At 42.2% G+C, this 21,084-nt stretch carries 17 protein-coding genes; 6 read left to right on the plus strand and 11 right to left on the minus strand.

Annotated features, from left to right (window positions below):
* Positions 1-139: 139 nt before the first annotated feature.
* Entirely contained in the window at positions 140-2,560 is a 2,421-nt protein-coding gene (gene hrpB / locus P4S60_RS12715; protein WP_337116172.1) for an ATP-dependent helicase HrpB, read from the minus strand.
* Between the two features lie 288 nt (positions 2,561-2,848).
* Between hrpB and P4S60_RS12720 the strand changes: the two genes are divergently transcribed.
* Positions 2,849-3,496 (plus strand): substrate-binding periplasmic protein, encoded by a 648-nt coding sequence (locus tag P4S60_RS12720; RefSeq protein WP_337116173.1) that lies wholly within the window; start codon positions 2,849-2,851, stop codon positions 3,494-3,496.
* 196 nt (positions 3,497-3,692) lie between these two features.
* Positions 3,693-3,890, plus strand: coding sequence for a CsbD family protein (locus P4S60_RS12725; RefSeq protein ID WP_054562286.1), 198 nt, complete (start codon positions 3,693-3,695; stop codon positions 3,888-3,890).
* Positions 3,891-3,930: 40 nt separating this feature from the next.
* Here P4S60_RS12725 and P4S60_RS12730 read toward each other — a convergent pair whose 3' ends face one another.
* The 4 genes from P4S60_RS12730 to P4S60_RS12745 all read right to left on the minus strand — a co-directional run bounded on the left by P4S60_RS12730 (position 3,931) and on the right by P4S60_RS12745 (position 9,958).
* The gene (locus P4S60_RS12730) at positions 3,931-4,971 is read right to left on the minus strand and encodes a GGDEF domain-containing protein (RefSeq protein WP_337116174.1); all 1,041 of its coding nucleotides are present in this window, start codon (positions 4,969-4,971) and stop codon (positions 3,931-3,933) included.
* A 342-nt stretch (positions 4,972-5,313) separates the two neighbouring features.
* Positions 5,314-7,944 (minus strand): methionine synthase, encoded by a 2,631-nt coding sequence (metH, locus tag P4S60_RS12735; RefSeq protein WP_337116175.1) that lies wholly within the window; start codon positions 7,942-7,944, stop codon positions 5,314-5,316.
* Positions 7,945-7,953: 9 nt separating this feature from the next.
* The gene (locus P4S60_RS12740) at positions 7,954-9,021 is read right to left on the minus strand and encodes a homocysteine S-methyltransferase family protein (protein ID WP_337116176.1); all 1,068 of its coding nucleotides are present in this window, start codon (positions 9,019-9,021) and stop codon (positions 7,954-7,956) included.
* On the minus strand, positions 9,011-9,958 hold the full coding sequence (locus P4S60_RS12745; protein WP_063706332.1) for a homoserine O-succinyltransferase: 948 nt from the start codon (positions 9,956-9,958) through the stop codon (positions 9,011-9,013). The genes P4S60_RS12740 and P4S60_RS12745 overlap by 11 nt, the downstream gene beginning before the upstream one ends.
* Positions 9,959-10,204: 246 nt before the next feature.
* On the opposite strand from P4S60_RS12745, the gene ettA reads away from it, so the two are divergent.
* The 3 genes from ettA (at position 10,205) to P4S60_RS12760 (ending at position 13,531) form a co-directional block, all read left to right on the plus strand.
* Positions 10,205-11,878, plus strand: coding sequence for an energy-dependent translational throttle protein EttA (gene ettA / locus P4S60_RS12750; protein WP_105175297.1), 1,674 nt, complete (start codon positions 10,205-10,207; stop codon positions 11,876-11,878).
* A gap of 325 nt (positions 11,879-12,203) precedes the next feature.
* Positions 12,204-12,569: a PilZ domain-containing protein gene (locus P4S60_RS12755; protein ID WP_175080006.1), complete on the plus strand. Its 366-nt coding sequence runs from the start codon at positions 12,204-12,206 to the stop codon at positions 12,567-12,569.
* 53 nt (positions 12,570-12,622) lie between these two features.
* Positions 12,623-13,531 (plus strand): histone deacetylase family protein, encoded by a 909-nt coding sequence (locus tag P4S60_RS12760; RefSeq protein ID WP_337116177.1) that lies wholly within the window; start codon positions 12,623-12,625, stop codon positions 13,529-13,531.
* A gap of 79 nt (positions 13,532-13,610) precedes the next feature.
* Here the strand turns inward: P4S60_RS12760 and cyoE are convergent, their stop codons facing one another.
* The 6 genes from cyoE to P4S60_RS12790 form a co-directional block, all read right to left on the minus strand.
* On the minus strand, positions 13,611-14,495 hold the full coding sequence (cyoE, locus tag P4S60_RS12765; RefSeq protein ID WP_054554292.1) for a heme o synthase: 885 nt from the start codon (positions 14,493-14,495) through the stop codon (positions 13,611-13,613).
* A gap of 142 nt (positions 14,496-14,637) precedes the next feature.
* Positions 14,638-14,997 carry a cytochrome o ubiquinol oxidase subunit IV gene (cyoD, locus tag P4S60_RS12770; RefSeq protein ID WP_063706320.1) on the minus strand — a complete coding sequence of 120 codons (360 nt, stop codon included), beginning with the start codon at positions 14,995-14,997 and terminating at the stop codon, positions 14,638-14,640.
* Positions 14,997-15,632: a cytochrome o ubiquinol oxidase subunit III gene (cyoC, locus tag P4S60_RS12775; RefSeq protein ID WP_337116178.1), complete on the minus strand. Its 636-nt coding sequence runs from the start codon at positions 15,630-15,632 to the stop codon at positions 14,997-14,999. The genes cyoD and cyoC overlap by 1 nt, the downstream gene beginning before the upstream one ends.
* A complete protein-coding gene (cyoB, locus tag P4S60_RS12780; RefSeq protein WP_337116179.1) occupies positions 15,629-17,617 on the minus strand; it encodes a cytochrome o ubiquinol oxidase subunit I in 1,989 nt (662 codons plus the stop codon). Before cyoB ends, cyoC begins: the two co-directional genes overlap by 4 nt.
* Before the next feature lie 2 nt (positions 17,618-17,619).
* On the minus strand, positions 17,620-18,534 hold the full coding sequence (gene cyoA, locus P4S60_RS12785; protein ID WP_337116180.1) for a ubiquinol oxidase subunit II: 915 nt from the start codon (positions 18,532-18,534) through the stop codon (positions 17,620-17,622).
* Between the two features lie 300 nt (positions 18,535-18,834).
* Positions 18,835-19,188, minus strand: a complete 354-nt coding sequence (locus tag P4S60_RS12790; RefSeq protein WP_337116181.1) for a hypothetical protein — start codon at positions 19,186-19,188, stop codon at positions 18,835-18,837.
* Positions 19,189-19,602: 414 nt separating this feature from the next.
* Here P4S60_RS12790 and P4S60_RS12795 point away from each other — a divergent pair, with 414 nt between their 5' ends.
* A complete protein-coding gene (locus P4S60_RS12795; RefSeq protein ID WP_337116182.1) occupies positions 19,603-20,958 on the plus strand; it encodes a M14 family zinc carboxypeptidase in 1,356 nt (451 codons plus the stop codon).
* Positions 20,959-21,084: the final 126 nt, after the last annotated feature.

Below are 21,084 nucleotides of genomic sequence, written 5' to 3' on the forward strand. Positions count from 1 at the left end.
TTTTACTAATGACTAATTCAGACTACTAAACAACCAACAAAAGAGAAACCAAAACCAGGCTTGAAATTGTAACGGTTTATGAAGCATGCAGATCTAAGACAGGTGATGAAGCTGAGCTAAGCACTCAGCTTCATTAAAGTCACATCTTACTTTTTACTTTATTAGTCGCTTGGCTGGTGGCAGGGTTGTCTGGCCAAAAATGTTTTGGGTAACGCCCTTTCATTTCTTTTTGCACATCGCGGTAACTTGTTTGCCAAAAGTTAGCTAAGTCTTGAGTTAACTGCAGCGGTCGCCTCGCTGGTGATAATAGCTCCATTAATAATGGCAGTTTACCTTGGGCCAGCAAAGGCGTGCTGGTCATGCCATACACTTCTTGCATGCGCACACTTAGCTTCGCAGGACCATCGAGCTGATAAGCCAATTTTACATTTGAACCACTTGGCACCGTTAATCGTAAGGGGAGGAGTTCATTCAATAAACTTTGCTGCTGCCAATCAAAACAGCTTTTAATCGCTTCGCTGTAATTGAACTTTTTTAATTGCTCAAGGTTTTTAATATCATCTAAATAAGGCGCAAGCCATTGGCTATCGGTAATTAATTCATCATGATTTAACCGCGGGAATGACTCTGGTAACAGCTTACTTGCCAAGATCATCCGAATAAGTAACTGCTCACTGTCGGGCTGATCATTAAATAGCGAAAAGCCCTGCTTACTAAATAAGTTTAACCACGCTTTAGTGCGTTCGCTCTTATCTAGGGGCTGTTTACTTGGCTGACTCGCTATGGTGATGGCACCGAGCTTGAGCTCATCTTGATGGATAAAACGCCCTGCTTTTTCATCGTATTCGCGACGAGTTTGCTCAGTAAATAAATGCGAAAGCTCATCTTCAAGCTCACTTGGCAAAAAGGCAACAGCGGCAAAAACACGGTTTCCCTTATGGCCGCCCATATGCGCAATGGCAACATAGTCATCGTTATGCCAAAACTCTTCACTTAAATCGGCGCCTGCACCATTGGCAAGTAAATAACCATTACCGCGCTTTTTGGCTAGGCGGTCAGGAAAGGCAAGTGCCACCAGCAGCGACAAGTACTCTGTTTTAAGCTCATTAACCGGCTTGAGTTGCAAACGCGATAGCCAATAAGTTAATTGCTGCTTAAATACTGGGTGCGGTTTGCTGTGCTGACTATGTAATGCCAAATTAAGATCCGCTGGCATACTAATGCGGCTTTCAAGCAGTGCAGTTAAATACCCCGCTAATACATAAATACCAGGCATGCGCTGCTCTAGTTGCTTTGCCTTAATGAGCATGTGTGAAAGACGAATATCGGCTCCATAGCTCAGCATTTGACTGCCAAGGGGTGTCAGCTTTTCATTTTCATCAATGGCTTCGAGCATTTTTAAAAGTGCCGTTGCCTGTTTAATCTGCTGGCTACTAGGTGGGTCGAGTAAGCTAAGCTCAGCAAGTGACGCCCCCCACTGCTTTGCCTCTAATAACAACTGACTAATATCACTGGTCAGAATTTCTGGCGCATCATGGCTGTTACGGCGCTCAAAAGTTTGTTTAGAGCCTAATCGATACACAACCCCCGGCTCAATTCGCCCAGCACGACCAGCGCGCTGTATGGCTGAAGAACGAGAAATACTTTGCGTAACGAGCTCTGTAACACCCGTTTTTAAATTAAAATTAGCGGCACGGCGTTTGCCGCTATCAACCACAATGCGTATTCCTTCAATGGTCAAACTGGTTTCAGCCACATTGGTGGTTAACACCACTTTGCGTTTGCCATTTTTAGCTGGCGCAATAGCAGCTTGTTGCTCGTTTTTATTTTGCTCACCATACAAGCTAAATACTTCGACGCTGTCACCTAAATCATTTAAAGACTGCTGAACGCACATGATTTCACGCTGCCCTGGTAAAAATACTAAAGCACTGCCCGTTTGCTCACTAAGCGCCTGTTTTATAACTACAGGTATGTCATCGAGCCAGCGGCTTTCGTCTTTAAGTGGAATATACACTTCATCAATGGGGTAGCTTCGTCCTTGTGATGAAATAATCGGACAGCTGAAAAACTCACTGTAACGATCGCCGTCTAAGGTTGCCGACATCAGCAAGATTTTTAAATCATCGCGAAGTGCCGCCTGTGTTTCGAGGGCAAATGCCAAAGCCGTATCTGCGGCAATTGAGCGCTCATGAAATTCATCAAAAATAAGTAAGTCTACATCACTAAGCTCTGGGTCATTTTGCAACATACGCGTCAGCATGCCTTCAGTGACAATTTCGAGCCTAGTTGCAGAGCTTACTTTTGATTCGCCACGAATGCGTAAGCCGACACTGTCACCGACTTTTTCATTCTGCTGACTTGCCAAATACTGGGCAATATTGCGTGCGGCCAGTCGTCTTGGCTCTAACATAACAATGCGTTTAAAGTGCCCTTCGCGCATTAAGGTAAGAGGCAGCCATGTCGATTTACCCGCTCCCGGTGGCGCTTGCAATAAGGCCATTGGGTTACTCTGTAATGTGGTTAACAGGGATTGATAAATATCTTGAACTGGCAGCACGTTAGGTATCTCTTACTTTCTTTTCGCGCATTGTATCAAAAAACTAAAAATTGCGATGGCTATAGGCTTATTTTCTATCTCGGGCTTTAGAAGTGAAAACATTGCATTTTGCCAGTTTAGACTTATTCTTGATTAAACGACCAAACTAAAATCAGAATAAGGAGTAAACTTGTTCAGGATTTACTTTCGTATTTTAATCACCTTGCTACTTTTAGTTTTTCCGTTTCAGAAAGCATTTAGTCAGCAAAAGATTACGGTTGCGCTTGGCAATACACTCCCCCTTGGGTGATGGCTGAAGACAACACAGGCATAATTCCTGATTTACTTCGTGCGACACTCGGTGTTCACGGTTATCAAATACAATTCGTCTACGTCCCTTATGCAAGACGGATTCATTTATATAATGAAAAATTGGTTGATGTTGTGTCTGATATAAATGAAAAAGTTATCAACACCCATCAAATGAGCGGTTACTTTTCTGATATTGCTTACAACTATGAGAACTTTGCGTTTAGCCTGACCAAACAAAACCTGCAGCTTAGTTCTATTGCACAATTAAAACACGTTAGTGTTCTATCATGGCAAGGTGCAAAAGCGCGACTTTCGCCAGAGTATCAAGCAATGGCAAAAGAAAATCCCAAATACGCTGAAACATACGACCAATCAACCCAAGTGCAGCTTTTATACCGAGAGCGCTATGAAGTGATCCAAATGGACGGTAAGATTTTTGACTACTACCGAGCATTAATTAAAAAGCATGGGCAGATTGATGTATCCGAACCGGTGCAACGATTTGCTTTGTTTGGTAAAAGCCCCAATGGCTTTTTATTCCGAGACGAAGCTTTACGAAACCTGTTTAATGAGAGTTTAAGTAAACTAAAATCAACTGAAGAATACACGCGGATAATCAATCGCTATACATCTAATAGCCACTAAGTATCTAAAAACTAGCCCAACAGAAAATATTACAGGCTGATTCTAAAAACTACGTAGTAATTGCAAACTTTTAAATTCCACTCATTATGTGCAAAAGCATAAAATAACTATAAATCAATTAGTTAATAATTTTCACCAAATTGGTACAGCGATTGCTCTTATTAAGTTGAATGTTTAATAGAGTAAGGAGATTATGATGAACAGCGATCGTTTAGAAGGTAACTGGAAAGAGCTAAAAGGTAAAGCACAACGTAAATGGGGTGACCTTACCGATGATGATTTAGATAAAATTGAAGGTAGCCGTAAAGAGCTGGTTGGTAAACTTCAGCAAAAATACGGTAAATCGAAGGAAGAAGCTGAGCGTGAAGTCAGCGACTTTGAAAAAAGCCATTAATTTGTGCAATCAATAAAGCCGCTAATTGCGGCTTTATTTATCAAGCTGGCTCATGCTTTGCTAAATCGATTTCAGCAACCGTTTGATTTTTACCTTGCGATTTAGCGCGGTAAAGCCGTTTATCGGCAATGTTCAAACAATGATCCATGCTCTCATCAGTAACGCGCACGTACAAGCCAATACTTAAGGTGACATGAAAACGATGCTGGCCGCTCGTAAATGGCTTTTCAGCAAGCTTCTTATGAATTTTTTCAGCGACTTTTCTGGCTCTAAGCTCATGTCCTGTTGGGATCACTATTAAAAACTCTTCGCCGCCCCAACGGGAAATAACATCTTCTTCAGTGCACACGTTCTTAAATACATCAGCAAAAAATATCAGCACCTCATCGCCCACTTGATGACCGTAGGTATCGTTGATTTGTTTAAAGTTATCAACATCCATCAGCAAGAACACTGCCCCTTCGCCAAAGCGCTTATCTTGCAAGCATTCTGTTGCATAGCGACGGTTAGCGAGTTCAGTCATCGCGTCAGTACGAGCAAGCTTTTGATTAAGTTTAAGTTGCTCCATTAACTGCAAACTGTATTTGTTGCGATAATATTCGTAGAAGCCACCCAAAATACATAAAATCGAGAAACACAGCATGACACGTGTAGGAAAATAGTGACTCGGATATCTGTAATAGCCAAATTGTTCGGTAAAATAGAAAAGCACCGAGATAATACTGGCAAGCAAGATAAGATCGAACGCTCCGCGCTTTAAACCACGAATAAAAAACGTCACGGGGGATACGATAAACAGCCATAACGGCCCTGTGCCATTGCTGCCCCCAGAGACAATTAAAAAACACATCATCGAATAGAGAGCGTACAACATAAGTACTGCTATGGTTTCGTCACGATTTTTAATAACGAAAGGTGAGGCAAACACAAAGCCGCCAATAATCAATAAATAGCTAAGGGCATGGTAACCATCTTGATAGCTGGTGATCGCCATTAAAAACGAAGTGATCGAACCAATAAATGCAAAAACACGTAAAAATCGTGCTTTATCTTTGTCGCTTGCATTCACTGTATCAATCACAATTTCACCTTAGATTTCTTGATCAATCTCAACAATACCAATCCGCAATAATACTTAATCATTTTGAGGGATTAAACCTGTCGCTACCTGCGTTAAAAATTTCTGCTTTAGAACAACTAAATAACGAAATTTTTGCCTTGTTATCAACGAGGTTTTATTGCCTCAAAATAGACCACTTTATTAAGCGAATTGGTATAACTTTAACACAAATATTTAAATTAGAAGGAATTTGCCAGTATTAAAACAATTAAAAAGAAAAAAGTATGATAAAAAATGATCATAAAAAAACGAGCCATTTGAGGCTCGTTTTTAATTTAAACAAAAGCTAATAACTAAAGGTTATTATTCTGGTTCATAGCCCAAATTAGGCGACAACCATCGCTCAGCTTCTGCAAGAGTCATGTTGGTACGCTTAGCGTAATCTTCAACCTGATCTTGTTGGATTTGCGCCACTGCGTAGTACTTAGCTTCAGGGTGAGAGAAATACCAACCAGAAACCGCCGCACCCGGCCACATTGCGTATGAACTTGTTAGCTTCATGCCGATACGCTGTTCGGTATCAAGTAACTGCCAGATTTTCTTCTTCTCTGTATGTTCAGGACAAGCCGGATAACCTGGCGCTGGGCGAATACCTTGGTAGTTTTCACGAATGAGTTCATCGTTCGATAGATTTTCATCTACCGCATAGCCCCAATACTCTTTACGCACTTGCTCATGTAAGTACTCTGCAAATGCCTCAGCCAAACGGTCTGCAACGGCTTTAACCATGATCTTATTATAATCATCTTGCTTAGCATCAAAGGCATCGGCCAGGTCATCTTCTTCAAGACCACCGGTAACCGCAAACGCACCAAAGTAATCTGGGGTGCCTTTAGGCGCTATATAATCAGCTAAACAGTAGTTAGCAAACTCGGTTTTTTCAGTTTGCTGACGTAAATGACACGATGTAGTTAAAAGCGTTGTACGCGACTCATCGGTGTAAATCTCAATATCATCCCCTACTCGGTTTGCAGGGAATAAACCAATGATACCTAGAGGTTGTAGCGCACCTGATCGCTCAAGCTCATCAAGCATTGCGTTGGCATCAGCGAATAAGCTTTTAGCCTGTTCACCCACAATTTCATCTTCAAGAATACGTGGATACTTACCAGCGATTGACCACGTCATGAAATAAGGTGTCCAGTCGATGTACTGTCTTAACGTCGCAATCGAAACATCTTTAAATTCAGTCACACCTAGCTTTTTCGGCACAGGTGGTGTGTAGTTGTCCCAATCCAATTTTACTGCATTGTCGCGAGCACGCTGTAAAGTAACGGGTTTTGAGCGCGGCTTTTTACGTGCTTGTTGTTCACGTACTTTTACATACTCAGTTTTGGTTTTCTCTAAAAATGCCGGTTTTAACTCTTTCGACAATAAATTAGACACCACACCTACAGCGCGGCTGGCGTTATTGACGTAAACCACACCTTTATCATACTGAGGCTCAATTTTAACCGCGGTATGCGCTTTAGAGGTTGTTGCACCACCAATCAGTAGCGGTAATTCAAAACCACGACGGGTCATTTCTTTAGCAACATGCACCATTTCATCAAGGGATGGGGTAATCAGTCCTGATAAACCAATAATATCGGCTTTCTCGTCAATGGCGGTTTGCAAGATTTTCTCTGCCGGCACCATCACACCAAGGTCAATAACCTCGTAGTTATTACATTGCAGTACCACGCCTACGATATTCTTACCAATGTCGTGTACGTCGCCCTTAACGGTTGCCATAACCACTTTACCGTTGGTTGCGCCCTCTTCTTTTTCAGCTTCAATGAAAGGGTCAAGATAGGCAACGGCGCGCTTCATTACACGAGCTGACTTAACAACCTGTGGTAAGAACATTTTACCCGCGCCGAATAGGTCACCAACGACGTTCATGCCGTCCATAAGCGGGCCTTCGATCACTTCGATAGGCTTAGCTTTGCCCTTGCGGCACTCTTCGGTATCTTCATCGATGTATTCGGTAATGCCTTTTACTAGCGCATGTTCAAGACGCTTTTCAACAGGCCAAGTACGCCATTCTAAATCTTCAACTTTTTCCGCTTGCGCCATACCTGAGTATTTGGGTGCAAGTTCAACTAGTCGCTCACCAGCACCTGGGTCGGTATTGAGGATCACATCTTCCACGGCTTTACGCAGCTCTAAAGGAATATCATCATAAACCGCTAATTGACCCGCATTTACAATGCCCATGTCCATACCCGCTTTAATCGCGTGGTATAAAAACACAGAGTGAATAGCTTCGCGTACAGGGTTATTACCACGGAACGAGAACGACACATTCGATACACCACCCGACACTTTACAGTGCGGTAAGCCTTGCTTAATTCGACGCGTACCTTCGATAAACTCAACCGCATAGTTATCGTGCTCTTCAATGCCCGTTGCAACAGCAAAAATGTTCGGGTCAAAAATAATGTCTTCAGGCGGAAAACCAATATCTTCAACAAGAATTTTGTAGCTACGCTGACAAATCTCAAACTTACGATCAGCGGTTTCAGCTTGCCCTGTTTCATCAAACGCCATTACAACCGCAGCAGCACCAAAACGTTTAATTAGCTTAGCTTGGCGGATGAACGGCTCTTCACCTTCTTTAAGTGAAATTGAGTTAACAATGGCTTTGCCTTGAATACACTTTAAGCCTGCTTCAATCACGTCCCATTTCGATGAGTCGACCATGATCGGTACTTTTGAGATATCTGGCTCTGAGGCAATTAAGTTTAAAAACTTTACCATCGCCGCTTTTGAGTCCAACATGGCTTCATCCATATTAATATCAATCACTTGCGCGCCATTTTCTACCTGTTCACGGGCAACGTTAAGAGCGGTCTCGTAATCTTCTTCCATGATTAAGCGCTTAAACATAGCCGAACCAGTTACATTGGTACGCTCACCGACGTTAGTAAATACAGCAATTTGGTCAGTCATGTCGGTTTCCTAGTTTAAGTTACACGCTTCAAGGCCCGATAAGCGCATCCGCACTTCAAGCTCAGGTAATTGGCGAGGTTTAACACCCTTAAGGCCTTTTGCAAACGCCTTAATATGAGCCGGTGTGGTGCCGCAACAACCACCTACAATATTGATAAATCCAGACTTGCCCCAATCAATAATTTCTTTTGCCATTTCAGGGGCTTCTAAATCATATTCACCAAACTCATTCGGTAAACCGGCATTGGGATGCACCGAGGTAAAGGTTTCGCAAACACGTGATAACTCTTCGACATATTGACGCAGTAAATCAGGGCCAAGGGCACAGTTAAGGCCGATTGATAACGGTTTAATATGGCGAATTGAGTTATAAAATGCTTCTGTGGTTTGTCCTGATAAAGTACGGCCTGAGGCATCGGTAATGGTGCCTGAGATCATCACAGGTAAACTACGACCAGCTTGCTCGAATGCTTCTTCTACGGCAAACGAAGCCGCTTTAGCATTAAGGGTATCAAAGATGGTTTCTATTAAAATAAGGTCAGCACCACCTTCCATTAGTGCCAGTGTCGACTCAACATACGCAGCCACCAGCTTATCGAAGTTGATATTACGGTAACCCGGGTCGTTTACATCTGGAGAGATAGAGCAGGTTTTTGATGTTGGTCCAAGTACACCGGCTACATAACGCGGTTTGCTAGGATCGTTTGCTTCAAACTCATCACACACGTCGCGTGCAAGTTTCGCTGATTCGAGGTTGATTTCGCGGCTAAGGCTCGCCATATCGTAATCTTCCATCGAAATAGTCGTGGCATTAAAGGTATTCGTTTCGATGATATCAGCCCCCGCCTCTAAATAGGCACGGTGAATATCCGCAATGATTTTTGGCTGAGTCAGGCTTAATAAATCGTTATTGCCTTTAATAAGTACATGCCAGTCTTTAAAGCGCTCACCGCGATAATCCTGTTCTTCTAATTTATGTTCTTGGATCATGGTGCCCATCGCGCCATCGAGGATTAAAATTCGCTGTTTTAGCGCCTCGGTTAATTGTTCGCGTTTATTCACTGCATTACTCGGCATAGTTGTTAGTCCTTACATCTTGGCTAACTAAGTTAATATCATACGGTGTAGTTTGGTACACATAATAGTTTAACCAATTCGAAAACAATAAAAAGGCATGGCTTTGCCAGGTCTTCGACGGTTCGTTGTCTGGGTTATCGTCTGGGAAGTAATTTTCTGGCTTAGGTGCATCCGCTGATTTTTCTTGGTCACGCAAATACTCCCCTTTAAGGGTATGTGCATCGTACTCTGGATGGCCAGTAATATACACTTGGCTGCCTGATTTATTTTTAATTAAGTAGGCACCTACTCGCTCAGAACCAGCTAACACCACCAAATCATCGCAGGCAGTGATCTTGTCGATGTCAATATGACCATAGCGAGAGTGTGGCACTAAAAAGGTATCATCAAAACCACGAGTGAGTGCTGCATGGTCAAAATAACTTTTATGGGTAAATACGCCGCTTAATTTATTTGGTTTAAGTTCGCGCTTAAGGCCATAGTGATGATATAGACCCGCATGGGCCGCCCAACACGAAAACAGCGTAGACGTAACATGTTGCTCAGCCCAATCTAAAATAACTTTTAGCTCGTCCCAGTAAGCAACTTCGTCATACTCTAAATGAGCAAGCGGCGCCCCAGTGATAATCATGGCATCGTAGTTATTATCTTTCACTTCTGAAAAATAGCGATAAAACGTATCCATGTGCTGCTCAGAGTGACTACTGGTGCGGTGAGTATCTAAGCGCAACAGCTCAACATTAACTTGTAGCGGTGAATTAGCTAACAAGCGAATAAACTGTACTTCGGTTTCAACCTTGTTTGGCATTAAGTTTAAGATGGCCAAACGCATTGGGCGTATCTCTTGCGTTTTCGCGCGACTTTTTGGCATTACAAACACGTTTTCTTGGCGTAATTTTGCAATGGCTGGCAATTCATCTTTTACTGTAATGGGCATAGCTGGCTCCGAGCATACTTATCTGACTGCTAATTATGAACGGATAGTTAGAAATTTCAACCTCTAGATGTTTAGATGTCCAAATGAAGTGATATTTCTGAGTGGTCATTAATTAAAATGTATGACTCTTTGAGTAAATAACACCTTGATATTAAGCCTATCATAAACGCTGAATTCTGTATTTTGAGGTAGTTTGGGTATACAATACTTGCTGTTAATTTTTATTATAAATTGAAGGCTTCTTTCATGGTGTTACCAGACAAGTTTATATTCTCGATGAGTCGAGTATCTAAGGTTGTGCCACCTAAGCGCACTATCTTAAAAGATATTTCTTTACACTTTTTCCCAGGCGCAAAAATTGGTGTGCTAGGTCTAAACGGTGCAGGTAAATCGACGTTACTGCGCATTATGGCCGGTGTTGACCAAGACTTTGAAGGTGAAGCTCGCCCTCAACCAGGCACTAAAATCGGTTACTTACCGCAAGAACCGCAGCTAGACGAGAACAAAACAGTTCGCGAAACAGTAGAAGAAGCGGTAAGCGAAGTTAAAAATGCTCTAAATCGTCTTGATGAAGTATACAACGAGTATGCAATGGACGGTGCTGACTTCGATGCACTTGCGAAAGAGCAAGGCGAACTTGAAGCTATCATCCAAGCACACGATGGTCACAATATCGACAACGTGTTAGAGCGTGCAGCTGATGCATTACGCCTACCACCTTGGGATGCAAAAATTGAACACCTTTCGGGTGGTGAGCGTCGCCGTGTTGCGATCTGTCGTTTACTACTTGAAAAACCAGATATGCTTATTCTTGACGAACCGACCAACCACTTAGACGCTGAGTCAGTTGCTTGGTTAGAGCGCTTCTTACACGACTACGAAGGTACCGTGGTTGCTGTAACCCACGACCGTTACTTCTTAGATAACGTAGCTGGTTGGATTTTAGAACTTGACCGTGGTGAAGGTATTCCTTGGGAAGGTAACTACTCATCGTGGCTTGAGCAAAAAGATTTACGTTTACAACAAGAACAGAAATCTGAAAAAGCACGTCAAAAATCAATCGCACAAGAACTTGAATGGGTTCGTTCAAATCCGAAAGGCCGTCAAGCTAAGTCTAAAGCACGTATGGCACAGTTCTCTGAGCTACAGCAAAACGATTACCAAAAGCGTAACGAAACGAATGAACTATTCATTCCACCGGGTCCACGCTTAGGTGACCAAGTTATCGAAGTGAAAGGCCTGAAGAAGAGCTTTGGCGATCGCGTATTAATCGATGACCTAAACTTTGCAATGCCGAAAGGCGCTATCGTAGGTATTATCGGTGCCAATGGTGCGGGTAAATCGACACTATTCAAAATGCTAAGTGGTGAAGAAACGCCAGATAGCGGTGAGATCATTGTTGGTGAAACCGTTGAACTTGCAACGGTTGATCAGTTCCGTGGCGACATGGATGAGAGCAACACGGTTTTCCAAGAAATCTCTAACGGTCAAGACGTATTGAAAATTGGTAACTTTGAATTCCCAAGCCGTGCCTATGTTGGCCGCTTTAACTTCAAAGGTAACGACCAACAAAAATTCGTTAAAGACTTATCAGGTGGTGAGCGCAACCGTTTACACCTAGCTAAGCTATTAAAAGCAGGTGGTAACGTATTACTACTGGATGAGCCAACCAATGACCTAGACGTTGAAACACTACGTGCACTTGAGAACGCTATTTTAGAGTTCCCTGGCTGTGTAATGTGTATCTCGCATGACCGTTGGTTCCTTGACCGTATTGCTACACATATTCTTGATTACCGTGACGAAGGCCAAATTAACTTCTTCGATGGTAACTACACAGAATACGAAGAGTGGCTGAAGAAAACCTTAGGCGCAGAAGCGGCACAACCTAAGCGTATTAAATACAAAAAAATTGGCTAATTAGCTGATACTCAAAAAGCCCCTACTTAGGGGCTTTTTTGTTGCAGTAAGCTTTACTATCACTCACTCCATTATGATCTATACTTATTAATACCAATTCGCTTAATTAAGTAGTCAATTTTGAGGCAAGGAAACCTCGTTGATAGCAAGGCAAAAATTTCGTTATTTAGTTGTTCTCGGCAATTGCTCCTGCATTGCTCTACCTTCTGCATCCATGCAGTCGTAAATCAGAAATTTTTAACGCAGTTAGCGACAGGTTTAATCCCTCAAAATGATTAAGTATTATTAAGGATTGGTATACGTTAATAAAGTTGGAGATACAGCTATGAATGAACGCAGAGAGTTTTCGCGGGTATTATTTTCTTGCCCTGCGATACTTCGCATTGAAGGTAACGACTATCACTGTCAGTTACTTGATCTATCTTTGCAAGGTGCGCTTATAACTAAAAGTGATTCATTTTTAGTACCTATTCATAGTAAAGCTGACTTAATCTTTACCCTGCCAGAGTCATCAATCGAGATTAAAATGCAAGTGGAGCTATGCCATGTTGAGCATCAACATGCTGGCCTTCGCTGTGAACATATCGATATTGATAGTATTACTCACTTAAAACGGTTGATTGAGCTAAATCTGGGTGATGAAGCATTATTACATCGCGAGTTAGCTCATTTAATTCACGCACCAGAGTAAACATTTATCGGTAGATTCGTTATGCTGTAGCAAATTCAGCTATACGATAAGCTATGCAGTTAAATCCCCACTTACCCTTGGTGTATCACCCAAATTACTCGTTTAGTTTCGATCCTAACCATCGCTTTGTGATGAGTAAGTTTGCTTATTTATATGAGCATGTACAAAACCTTGGATTAATAAATGATAACCTAACTCAACCGATGCTCGGCAGCCCTGAGCCTCTTGAATTAGTGCACTGCGAAAACTATATCCACGACCTTTGGCACAATCGATTAGATGAAAAAGCAATGCGCCGCATTGGCTTACCTTGGTCAAAAGAGCTAATGGCACGTACTTTTACCGCTCCTTTGGGCACCTTGCAAACGGCACGTTTAGCACTTAAACATGGTATTGCTTGCCACTTAGCGGGAGGCACTCACCATGCACATACTGATTTTGGTTCGGGCTATTGCATGGTAAACGACCTCGCGTTCACCAGTGAGACCTTGATAAAAAGTGGTGAGGTGACCAATGTACTTATTTTTGACTTAGATGTTCATCAAGGTGATGGTACCGTCGCGATGTTAGCCCATCAGCCTTATGCTTATACCTGCTCTATTCACTGTGAGAAAAATTTTCCGTTTCGAAAATCAGCCAGCGATTTAGACATAGGTTTAGCGCCGAATGTCGCTGATAGTGAATACTTAGGCTTAGTTGACGATACGCTGAGTTATTTATTAAACACCTTAAACCCAGACTTAGTGCTTTATGATGCAGGTGTTGATGTTTGGCAGCAAGATGGTTTAGGGAAACTCGATATAAGCTGGCAAGGGATTGAGCAACGCGACCATTTAGTTCTTAAACGTTGCCTTGAGCACAATGCGCCTGTCGCAACAGTAATTGGAGGTGGTTATGATAAGGACCATCGCCGTTTAGCGGCTCGTCATGGCATTGTGGTAGAGCAAGCTGCCCGCTTTTAAAAACGATAAAGAAAAAAGGCCCGGAGGAGACTTCCGGGCCTTTGCTACTGTAACATTGGGATATGTTAGCAACTTTTTTCTAAGTTAAAACAAGTAGCTGTGGAGCTACTGAATGGTAATCTAAAGCCATCGCTATGCTCAAAACCGTGATGTTTACAATTGAAAAAGCAAACACTTGGCGCGCCCAGCCGCTTACATCAATATTGCGACGATAGCCACGGAGTGCCATTAGCAACCACCAAAAACTCGTTGTACAGGCTACAGCCATAAAGGCTAAACCTGTATAACCACTAATGGTTAATAACATCACAACCAACGCATACACGGCGATATATAAAACAATGTGATGCTTTGCCTTCTCGATCCCCTGCGCTACAGGTAACACGGGAATTCTGGCCGCTTGGTAGTCGTTATAACGAAAGATTGCAATTGCATATGAATGAGGCATTTGCCATAGACTAAACATGACCAATAAAATCACAGCACCGGCATCAAACTGCCCAGTCACGGCACAATAACCCACAACAGGCGGTACTGCGCCAGATAAACTACCTACAAAGGTGCCATACACAGAACGACGTTTCATATATAAGCTGTACACACCTACGTAGATGACGTAACCAAAAGTAGCAAATAAGAGTGCCACTACGTTGGTATACACAGCTAATAACCCGAAACCAATAACACCAAGCACGATGCCATGTGCCATAGCCGCCTTTGCTGACATTTCGCCAGTCACTGTGACGCGTTTGCGAGTGCGCGCCATAGCAACATCAATATCACGATCAATTACGTTATTAATCGCGCATCCTGATGCCACTACTAAAGATAACCCTAGCAAGGTTGCGATCATTAACCATGGGTCAATGTCACCACGAGAGGCTAGCAAGAATCCCCCCGCGACAGAGATCAAATTGCCCATGATAATGCCAGGTTTAGTGACATTTAAATAACGTCGAAACACTTCCTCGACTCCTCTAATTTTCAGCACAAACGCAATATTACGAAAGAAACTAGTTAGTAACAGACTGTAAGAACTGGAGACACAACCTCAGACTAACCAGCTCCTTTCGTAAATCTTTTTACCAATTACAAAGTAATTGTTATTAGTACATCATCATGGCGTTCGATTCGTAGATGATCCACACCGACAAACCAACCACCATCACGATGATTAAAGCACTAAAGATAAACGACATTGAACTTGCTTTGCCGTCTTCAGTTTTGAAGTTTAGGTGTAAGAAATATTTCAAATGCACCCAAATTTGCACAATTGCCATGCTCACGATGCACCATACGGTGGTCGTTTTAGAAAACGAACCACTCATTACAGCCCAAAATGGAATAGCCGTTAAAATCACTGACAATACAAAACCAATTAAATAGTCTTTAACGCTGCCATGTGATTGCTCATTATGTGCGTGTACTTCTAAGTTATTAATTACATGTGATTCACTGTGACTCATTACATTGCTCCCATTAAATAAACAACGGTAAATACACAGATCCACACCACATCTAAGAAGTGCCAGAATAAGCTTAAACAACTTAGGCGTGTCACTGTTTGTGGGTTTAAACCACGGCGAATAACTTCAATCATCATTACCGTCATCCAAATTAGACCCGCAGTAACGTGAAGACCGTGTAAGCCCACTAAAGAGAAAAACGATGTTAAAAAGGCACTTTGTTGTGGGCCATTACCGTGTGCAATTAGGTGATGGAATTCATACACTTCCATACCAATGAACACAGCACCAAAAGCAAAGGTAACCAGCAACCAAGTTAACGTAGCCGCCTTTTTCTGCCCGTGAGCAGAGATCATCGCAAAGCCAAATGTGATACTACTAAGTAGTAGTGCTGCGGTTTCAATCGCCACAAAATCAAGTTCAAAAATGTCTTTACCCGACACACCGCCAGCGGTGTTCATGAACAATACTGCGTAGGTTGCAAAGAATGATGCAAACAGCAGACAGTCAGTCATAAGGTATAGCCAGAAGCCAAAAACGGTGTTACCACCTGTATCGTGATGCTCATGGTCATGTGCATCGACATGACCGTGTGCGCCGTTTAAGGTGTCTAGTCCAGCAGGAATGGCACTCATGCATTCACCTCCTTCGTAGCGGCTGTATTGTGAGCCGTTTCTAGTTCAACAATTTCATCTGGTTGCACGTAGTAATCTACATCGCTGGTGTAACATCGCTTGATGAACACAACGATAGCACCCAGTAAACCAAAGGCTGCAAGCCACCAAATGTGCCAGATCATGGCGAAACAGAAGGTTGTTATACCTGCGCTCATTAACACACCTGCCGGTGTATTTTTTGGCATGTGAATTGGGCTATAAGACGCTTCTTGTTTGTAAGCTAAGCCTTTTTCTTTCATGTCTGTCCACGCATCGATGTCATCAATATGTGGGATTTTTGCAAAGTTGTAGTACTGCGGAGGTGAAGCAGATGCCCACTCAAGAGTATGACCATTCCACGGATCGCCCGTTTTATCATCAAGTTGCTCGCGGTTTTTAAAGCTCACTACAAGTTGTACAACTTGGAATAAGATACCGAACAGAATGATTACCGCACCGCCAGCTGCAATGTATAACCAGATATTCCAATCAGGGTTGTTAGTGTGGTTTAAGCGACGTGTCATACCTAAGAAACCAAGTACGTATAACGGCATGAATGCCACGAAGAAACCAATTAACCAACACCAGAAAGATCTTCTGCCCCAACTTTCATCAAGCTTGAAGCCCATTGCTTTAGGGAACCAGTAAGCAAAACCTGCTAAGTAACCAAATACCGCACCACCAATAATGGTGTTATGGAAGTGAGCGATTAAGAATAAGCTGTTATGTAATACGTAGTCAGCACCAGGAATAGCAAGTAGAACACCCGTCATACCACCGATAGTGAACGTCACCATAAAACCTAAAGTCCAAAGGACAGGCACAGTAATACGTAAACGACCACGATACATAGTGAACAGCCAGTTAAACAACTTAACCCCGGTCGGTACTGCAATAACCATGGTCATAACACCAAAGAAGGCATTAACGTTAGCGCTTGAACCCATCGTAAAGAAGTGATGAAGCCAAACGATGAAACCTAAAATTGAAATTGCACCACTTGCGTAAACCATCGACTTATAACCAAACAGACGTTTACCCGCAAACGTAGAGATTACTTCTGAGAAAATACCAAACGCAGGTAAGATCAGAATGTAAACCTCAGGGTGACCCCATGCCCAGAATAAGTTGATGTACATCATCGCGTTACCGCCTGCCGCATTCGTAAAGAAGTGGAAGTCTAGGTAACGGTCAAGGGTAAGCATTGCCAGTACCGCTGTTAAAATTGGGAACGATGCTGCAACTAAGATATTTGCCCATGTACATGTCCATGTGAAAATTGGCATTTTCATCAATGTCATGCCTGGCGCACGCATCTTAAATACGGTTGCTAAGAAGTTTACCGCTGTTAATAAGGTACCCAAGCCGGATATCTGCAAGGCCCAAATATAGTAGTCGACCCCGACACCTGGACTGAATGACAACTCAGACAACGGTGGATATGCAACCCAACCCGTTTTTGCAAACTCACCAAAGAATAATGAGATATTGATAAGAATTGCACCGCCAGCAGTTAACCAAAAGCTAAGGTTATTTAAGAATGGGAATGCAACATCACGAGCACCAATTTGCAGAGGTAAAATGATGTTCATTAAACCAATCATAAACGGCATCGCCATAAAGATGATCATGATCACCCCATGCGCCGTAAAGATTTGGTCATAATGCTCTGGTGGTAAGTAACCACTTGCACCGCCAGTAGCCATTGCTAATTGCAGTCGCATCATAATAGCATCCGCGAAACCACGGAAAAGCATGATAAGCGCAAGAATGATGTACATAACACCTAAACGCTTATGGTCGATTGAGGTGATCCAGTCGTGCCAAATCACGCCCCATTTTTTATATTTTGTTACTAAGCCTGCCACTAACAGACCTAAGACAGCAACAACCGCCATGGTAACCATGATAATTGGTTCATGGTACGGGATTGCGTCTAATGTTAATTTACCTAACAACGACATGATTATTCCTCGTCCTCGCTGTGCTTATTGTGAGCTGAGTGCTCAGGCATAGCGTGTTGCATTGCAGCGTGTGAGCCATGCGCTTGCATATATTTCATTACGATTGAATGGAACATATCTTTATCTACGCTGGCATAGTATTGAACTGGGTCGTATTCACTTGGTTTTGCAAGCTCAACATAACTTTGCTTAGTCAGTGCAGAACCGGTGTTTTTCACTTTGTTAACCCATGCATCGAAATCAGCTTCAGTGGCTGTTGCAATGGCATCGAACTTCATACCTGTGAAACCTGCACCGCTGTAGTTAGCAGAGAAACCCTTAAAAGTACCTGGCTCATCAGCGATTAGGTGAAGCTTTGTTTCCATACCGGCCATTGAGTAAATTTGGCTACCAAGCTGTGGGATGAAAAACGAGTTCATGGTGCTTTCAGAGGTGATCTTGTACTGCACTGGCACATTGGCAGGAAAAACAAGTTCATTTACTGTTGCGATACCTTGCTCTGGATAAATGAATAACCATTTCCAGTTCAAAGAAACAACTTCAACAGTAAGGTGCTTACCTTTACCTTCAAGTGGTTTATATGGGTCAAGTTGTTGTGTTGACTGCCATGTGATCACACCTAAAATCGCAACGATAATGATAGGAATGGTCCAAACTACAGCTTCAATCTTGGTAGAGTGCGCCCACTTTGGAGCGTAAATTTCTTGATCTCGTCCATCACGGTATTTCCATGCAAAATAAATTGTCATGGCAATAACTGGAATTACAACAATCAGCATTAACACCGTAGCTACGATAATTAAATACTTCTCGTCGACACCAATTTGACCTTTTGGATCGAGTACCCCGCCTTTACAGCCTGACAAAGCCAGCACTAAAGACGCTAGAGCAATATTACAAAGGTTTCGAATTGACAAAGGAATATCCTACAACCTAAAAGTTAACACTTGTCGAAATAAGTACACGACGCTTTTCTGCAACAGATGCTACAGATATCCCCTGCTGATTAACGAGCACGACAAATCGACACGCTAAAAAGTGAGGGATTTTAGGTTGGCTGACTGAAATTTGGGCGTAAAAAGCCCACTAGGTGCTTAGTAAAGACAACTTAGTAAACGACTAAAATGGCTGAACTTAAGCAACAAAGCTTATTTACAGACAACCACTTACACGAGGAGGAGCACGACAGCCATGAGCGCTGTGTACTACTAAAGACTTTATCGTTTCACGCGCGCGAAGGCCGCTTTACGTAAAATGACACCTGCACGACGCGCAGGGAAGAAATGGAAGACCAACCAGCATAGACCAATTAGTAACTGGCAAGACACCACTGGGTAAGCTAAAAAGCTCAAGACATTAAGTAATGGTGTTTCGTATAAAGCACCTTCGCTTAATAAGCTTCTTAGCCCTTGAGCATCTTCTAATGTACCGTTGATTAGCATGGCTGAATTAATCAGCAACAAGGCTAAAACTGACATTAGCTCTTTACCAGCAAAAAACGCACGCGCAGCCAATTGCAATCTAGCTAAACTAGACTGTTTGACACCTTGTGACTGATTAATTGCTCGCAAAACTCACGCCTTTTATCGCTTTTACTGCATTTTAGGTAAGTGGCTTACCCTATTTTAAAATGCGGTAACATGATCTTCATCAATAAAGTTTCAGTAATTACTGAAATTTCGATGTGGAGTATAACAAAGTCAACAGACGGTACAAGTAGAATTTCAAGACACAAGGTTAAGTGTTGTTTAGCCACTTGATAACAAAGTGTAAAAAAGCAATCTTTTTGAAGCTAAGTAATTAAAATTAATACTGTATTTTATATAGCGAAAAGCAATGAAGAAAAAGAAAATAGCATAAAAATAGCGATTTAAAGCATACTTAGTCAGTAGCAATCGAAACTTTTTTACTGAACAAGGATTAGCCAAAGAGGTTGAAATATAATATTCTACAAAATAACAAAACAAAGAATAAAAGAGATAGTTATGCGCCAATACGCACTCGCCACAGCCATTTTTGCATTAAGTAATACAACAATTGCAAAGACGATTGAAGACACCGCCGTAGCTGGTTTAGATAAACCTGCGATTTACTACGCCGATATAGAACCTCACTTAAAAAGCGCAGCAAAACACCCCAGCGTCACATTAAAACAAATTGGCAACTCTTTCCAAGGACAGGCACTCAATTCTCTCAAAATCGGCACAGGCTCAATCAAAGTGATGATGTGGAGCCAAATGCACGGCGATGAAAATACAGCAACTGCCGCACTGATGGATTTTTTAAGCTTTATAACTGCCGATGAAAACGCACAATGGCTAGAAAACTGGCAACAGAGAATAACCCTTCTCATAATCCCGATGGTGAACCCGGATGGCGCTGCTGTTCAAACCCGCCATAACGCTCAAGGCATTGATTTAAATCGTGATGCAAAAGCCCTTCGCACAAAAGAAGGACAAATACTCATGGCCGCTGCAAATGAATTCAAACCTGATTTCGGCTTTAATTTACATGATCAGAATGCATATTACGGTGCCGGCAAAATGGGTAAACAAGCCACCATTTCAGTGCTAGCACCCGCCTATAATGAAGCAAGAGAAGTAAATAAAATTCGTGGTGAGGCTATGCAATTTATTGCTCATTTAGCCAAAACGGTTGAAACCATGATCCCAGGGCACTTGGGGAAGTATAACGACAGTTACTCTTACCGTAGTTTTGGTGATACTTTTTCAGAAAAAGGTATCCGAACTATATTAATTGAATCAGGTGCTTACCCAAACGACCCAAACCGACAAATAGCCCGTAAAGTTAACCGTGTTTTATATAAAAAGACCATTGATTCAATAATTTCGGGAGAGTGGCAAAGCGCTAAAATAACCCAGTACCACGCCATTCCATTTAACGCAAAAGACAATTGGGTAGACTTACTAATAGATGATGTAACTGTAAAGAGTGAGCTAGGTGATTATCAGATAGATATTGCCGTCAATAACAAAGGACAGTCACCCACAATTAAAGAATTGGGTGATATAAGCAGTATCCGTCAAGGTTACACGAGTTTGGATGCAAGCAGCTTAAGCTTTAGAACAGGTAACAGTTTTGTTTTAAATGAGTCTTTCACGCTGACAGAAAGCAAATACAAAGCGCTTTTAAAACAAGGGTATAATTGTTTTTCTGGCGACCTTAGTATGCTAGAAAACTCCACAACATGGCCTATTTACGAGTGTAAAAGTGTATTTACATCAATACCTTCACTTCATGCACCTGCCGCCTTTTTCTTACAAGCAAACGGTAAAAATAAGTACGCTGTTTTAGGGGCTAAGTTAATTAATTTAGAATAAACACGATTTGGAAGGACAGGCACTGTTAAAAGTGCCTGCTAAACCTTCAAAGACCTTAGATTTTTGATCTAAAATATTCGTTCCGTAGGCAACCTACCCTATTGGCTTAATACGCAAATAAAAACC

Source organism: Pseudoalteromonas sp. Hal040 (genome assembly GCF_037162425.1).
GTDB classification, from domain to species: Bacteria; Pseudomonadota; Gammaproteobacteria; order Enterobacterales; family Alteromonadaceae; genus Pseudoalteromonas; species Pseudoalteromonas gelatinilytica.